Origin of the sequence: Pseudoduganella namucuonensis (assembly GCF_900116645.1) — a bacterium.
GTDB lineage: Bacteria > Pseudomonadota > Gammaproteobacteria > Burkholderiales > Burkholderiaceae_D > Rugamonas > Rugamonas namucuonensis.
Genome location: NZ_FPBO01000089.1, coordinates 1 through 4,766, shown reverse-complemented (window position 1 = coordinate 4,766; position 4,766 = coordinate 1). Strand labels below are relative to the sequence as shown.

The window sequence follows — 4,766 nt, the reverse complement described above, 5'->3', positions numbered from 1 at the left end:
CACGGGGCGCGCGCGCTTCCGGGAACCGAGCGCACGTGAAAGCTGATGTTGGGGACATCGCCCGCGTAGATCGATTCGAACCATTCGGCGTTGTAGCGCGCGTGGCCTTCGCTGTAGTATTTCGTCAGAATCGAGCCCAGCGTGGGGCACGGCTTGCCGTAGTATCCGGGAATATTGTTCATCTTCGCATGCGAAAGCGTGTCGTCATGCCACACCAGTATCCTGATCCGCACCGCCGGCGACCGGCACAGGGCCACTTCCTTCAGCAAATCGCCGAAGCGCTGCCCGGTTTCGGCGGTGGCCCCGCGCTCCAGCACCATGCCCGGGTCGAATCCCCAGGTGATGATGTCCACGCCGCGCTTGGCGTTCCGTATGTCCTTGGCGATCCGCCCGAAGACTTTTTCGCCGCCAATCAACGGCTCGATGTTGCAGCGATGCCGGGGCGCGTAGATCGGGTAGCGCGTCTTGACCCACCAAGGCAACGTCAGGCACTGGTACGGTCCGGTGTGGCGGTTGTAGCAAAGCGAATACAGGTACAGGTCCGCGTTGTCATTCATGTCGGCCATGATTCCCCCCCTTTTTAAGTCCGCGCCCGCTTCATACTTGAAGACCAAGTTGCCCTCTTCGTCGAACCTTCCCTCTTCCAGCAAGCGCCCCTCCTCCGGCCGCTCGGCCGTAAGTTCCATACGGAAAGATCGATGAACTATAGCCAGCGGGCGGATTAAATATATTGATTGACATCAACGCCTTCGAGTACGCTATGGCCTCGGCGGCAATACCACCGCGCCCACAAATTCCCCGTATAATGTTTTGCTAAGCTGGCGATACTGGCACCCCCGCCTCTGTCGGCGCCCAAATCCGTTGTTATTATGTCTACCCAAAAACCGATCAGGCACTACCTGCAGTTTTCCGACTTGACGCTCGACGAATATGAATACGTGATCGAGCGCGCGAAGATCATCAAGCGCAAATTCAAGAACTACGAGATCTACCACCCGCTGATCGACCGCACGCTGGTGATGGTGTTCGAGAAGAACTCCACCCGCACCCGCCTCTCCTTCGAGGCCGGCATGCATCAGCTGGGCGGCGCCGCCATCTACCTGAACACCCGCGACAGCCAGCTGGGCCGCGGCGAGCCGGTCGAGGACGCGGGCCAGGTCATGTCGCGCATGTGCGACATCATCATGGTGCGCACCTTCGGCCAGGACATCATCGAGCGCTTCGCCGGCAATTCGCGCGTGCCGGTGATCAACGGCCTGACCAACGAGCACCACCCGTGCCAGGTGTTCGCCGACATCTTCACCTTCCACGAGCACCGCGGCTCCATCGCCGGCAAGACCGTGGCCTGGGTGGGCGACGCCAACAACATGCTGTACTCGTGGCTGCAGGCGGCCGAGATCTTCGGCTTCCATGTCAACGTGTCCACGCCCAAGGGCTACGACATGGACATGTCGCTGGTGAAGACCGACCGCTATACCTTCTTCGAGAACCCGGCCGACGCCTGCGGGGGCGCGCACCTGGTCAACACCGACGTGTGGACCAGCATGGGCTACGAGGACGAGAACGCGGCCCGCCTGAAGGCCTTCGACGGCTGGATCGTGGACGCGGCGAAAATGGCGCGCGCCGCGCCGGACGCGCTGTTCATGCACTGCCTGCCCGCGCACCGCGGCGAGGAGGTGTCGGCCGAGGTGATCGACGGCCCGCAATCGGTGGTGTGGGACGAGGCGGAAAACCGCCTGCACATCCAGAAGGCGCTGATCGAATTCCTGCTGCTGGGCCGCCTGGACGGGAAGTAAAACTAAACCGGGGACAGACCCTCCGCGCCAAACTGCCCGGCCGTAGCCGATGACGTCGAACGCGGGTCTGTCCCCAGGCATCATCAATTTTGACCAAGAATGGAATGACCATGAGCGACATCAAAAAAGTAGTCCTCGCCTACTCGGGCGGCCTGGACACCTCCGTGATCCTGAAATGGCTGCAGGATAACTACCAGTGCGAGATCGTGACCTTCACCGCCGACCTGGGCCAGGGCGAGGAGCTGGAACCGGCGCGCGCCAAGGCGATCAAGTTCGGCATCAAGCCGGAAAACATCTACATCGACGACGTGCGCGAGGAATTCGTGCGCGACTTCGTGTTCCCCATGTTCCGCGCCAACACCGTGTACGAGGGCGAATACCTGCTGGGCACCTCGATCGCGCGTCCGCTGATCGCCAAGCGCCTGATCGAGATCGCCAACGAGACCGGCGCCGACGCCATCTCGCACGGCGCCACCGGCAAGGGCAACGACCAGGTGCGCTTCGAGCTGGGCGCCTACGCGCTGAAGCCGGGCGTGAAGATCATCGCGCCGTGGCGCGAGTGGGACCTGCTGTCGCGCGAAAAACTGCTGAAGTACGCGGAGGACGCCGGCATCGAGATCGACATGAAGCACAAGAACGGCGGCGCGCCGTACTCGATGGACGCCAACCTGCTGCACATCTCCTTCGAGGGCCGCCACCTGGAAAACCCGAGCGCGGAAGCCGAGGAATCGATGTGGCGCTGGAGCGTGAGCCCGGAAGCGGCCCCCGACCAGGCCGAGTACCTGGACATCGAATACGAGAAGGGCGACATCGTGGCCCTGAACGGCGTGCGCATGTCGCCGGCCACCGTGCTGACCGAGCTGAACCGCCTGGGCGGCAAGCACGGCATCGGCCGCCTGGACCTGGTGGAGAACCGCTACGTGGGCATGAAGTCGCGCGGCTGCTATGAAACCCCGGGCGGCGCCATCATGCTCAAGGCGCACCGCGCCATCGAATCGATCACGCTGGACCGCGAAGTGGCCCACCTGAAGGACGACTTGATGCCGCGCTACGCGTCGATGATCTACAACGGCTACTGGTGGGCGCCCGAGCGCGTCGCGATCCAGACCCTGATCGACCACACCCAGGCCACCGTGAACGGCTGGGTGCGCGTCAAGCTGTACAAGGGCAATGTGATCGTGGTGTCGCGCGATTCGAAGACCGACTCGCTGTTCGACATGAACATCGCCACCTTCGACGAGGACGGCGGCGCCTACAACCAGGCCGACGCCGGCGGCTTCATCAAGCTGAACGCGCTGCGCATGCGCATCGCGGCCAACGCGCGCCTGAAGCGCGGCCAATAAGCCCTATCGCCACGCACGGCGGGCCGCCCTCGGGCGGCCCGTTTCCGTTTTGGGCGGCCGTTTTGTGTTTCCGGGCCGGGATGCTACATTGCATCATCCCAACGGAGGCAACATGAAAGACTTGAGCATCAAAACCAGGCTCGCCGGTGGTTTCGGCGTCATCGTCGCCCTCTTCCTGCTGCTGCTCGCCTTGTCCTACCAGAATTTCCAGCGCCTGGCCGACGCCAACGCCTGGGACCGGCACACGCTGGAGGTGCTGCGCGAGGCCGACCAGATCGCCAACGCCCTGTTGCAAATCCAGAATTCCACGCGCGGCTTCATGCTCACCGGCAACGAAAGCCTGGTGGCCATCATCCCGCGCGAGGAGGAGGCCGTGCGCCGCCACTGGCAGCGGGTGCTGACCATGACGGCCGACAATCCCGCGCAGCAGGAACGCCTGAACCGCTTGTGGCCGATGATGGACAACTGGATACGCAACGTGATCCATCCGCTGCTGGAGAAACGGCGCGAACTGAACAAGCGGGTCGGGGTGTCGCAGCAGGTGGCCACGGCGGCGGACGTGCTGAACGGCGCCAAGATCATCGCCGACGCGCGCCAGCTGCTCGCCGAGGCCGGCGCCGAGGAGGAACGCTTGCTGGCGCGGCGCGCGGAGGAGGCGCGCGAGCTGCGCCAGGCCCAGAGCTGGCTGCTGACGGGCGGTGGCGCGCTGGCCGCCGCGCTGGCGCTGGTGGTCGCGCTGCTGCTGCTGCGCGCCCTGCTCGGCCCGTTGAACGCGCTGATGACGGCGGTGGGCCGCATCGCCGCCGGCGAACAGTCGGCGCGCGTGGCGGTGGTCTCCGGCGACGAGCTGGGCCGGGTCGGGCTGGAGTTCAACCGCATGGCGCAAGCCATCCAGGACAGCCGCCAACGCGAACAGGCCGCCAGCGACGACCTGCGCGCCAAGGTGGACGCGCTGCTGGCCGTGGTGTCGAAGGCCGCCTCGGGCGACCTGACCGGCCGCGTCACGGTGGCCGGCGACGACGCCATCGGCCAACTGGGCCACGGCCTGGCCAGGATGTTCGACAACCTGCGCACGCTGATCGGCAACGTGCAGAAGGCCGGCATCCAGGTCACCACCTCGGCCACCGAGATCGCCGCGTCCTCCAAGCAGCAGGAGGCGACCGGCGTGGAGCAGGCCCAGACCAGCGTGGAGGTGCTGTCCACCACCAAGGAGATCTCCTCCAACACGCGCCAACTGCTCAAGACCATGGAGGACGCCACCGCCGTGGCCGACTACACCACCAGCGCCACCGCCGAGGCGCAGGACAACCTGCGGCGCATGGACGAGACCATGCGGCACATGGTGGCCGCCACCGACACCATCAGCGCCAAGCTGGCGGCGTTGTCCGAGAAGGCCAGCAACATCAACGGCGTGCTGGCCACCATCACCAAGGTGGCCGACCAGACCAACATCCTGTCGCTGAACGCGGCCATCGAGGCCGAGAAGGCCGGCGAGGCGGGCCGCGGCTTCTCGGTGGTGGCCACCGAGATCCGCCGCCTGGCCGACCAGACCTCGGTGTCGACCTGGGACATCGAGCAGATGCTCAAGGAGATGCAGTCGGCGGTGTCGGCCAGCGTGATGGGCATG

4 protein-coding genes are annotated in these 4,766 nt (G+C 65.0%); 3 read left to right on the top strand and 1 reads right to left on the bottom strand.

What is annotated here, in order from left to right; all coding sequences use genetic code 11:
• A partial coding sequence (locus tag BM436_RS35710) for a phospholipase D-like domain-containing protein (RefSeq protein WP_503826277.1) occupies positions 1 to 650 on the bottom strand: 650 nt, incomplete at its 3' end.
• Between the two features lie 219 nt (positions 651 to 869).
• Here BM436_RS35710 and argF point away from each other — a divergent pair.
• From argF to BM436_RS35695, 3 genes are all read left to right on the top strand, one after another.
• Positions 870 to 1,796 carry an ornithine carbamoyltransferase gene (argF, locus tag BM436_RS35705; RefSeq protein ID WP_093561663.1) on the top strand — a complete coding sequence of 309 codons (927 nt, stop codon included), beginning with the start codon at positions 870 to 872 and terminating at the stop codon, positions 1,794 to 1,796.
• A 110-nt stretch (positions 1,797 to 1,906) separates the two neighbouring features.
• Positions 1,907 to 3,139, top strand: a complete 1,233-nt coding sequence (locus BM436_RS35700) for an argininosuccinate synthase (protein WP_093561662.1) — start codon at positions 1,907 to 1,909, stop codon at positions 3,137 to 3,139.
• Between the two features lie 112 nt (positions 3,140 to 3,251).
• The coding region (locus BM436_RS35695) for a methyl-accepting chemotaxis protein (RefSeq protein ID WP_093561661.1) at positions 3,252 to 4,766 on the top strand (1,515 nt) is incomplete at its 3' end.

Bases quoted from the DNA above. Each gene is read 5' to 3' on its own strand.
- argF (WP_093561663.1), top strand. From the start codon at position 870: ATGTCTACCCAAAAACCGATCAGGCACTACCTGCAGTTTTCCGACTTG.
- BM436_RS35700 (WP_093561662.1), top strand. From the start codon at position 1,907: ATGAGCGACATCAAAAAAGTAGTCCTCGCCTACTCGGGCGGCCTGGAC.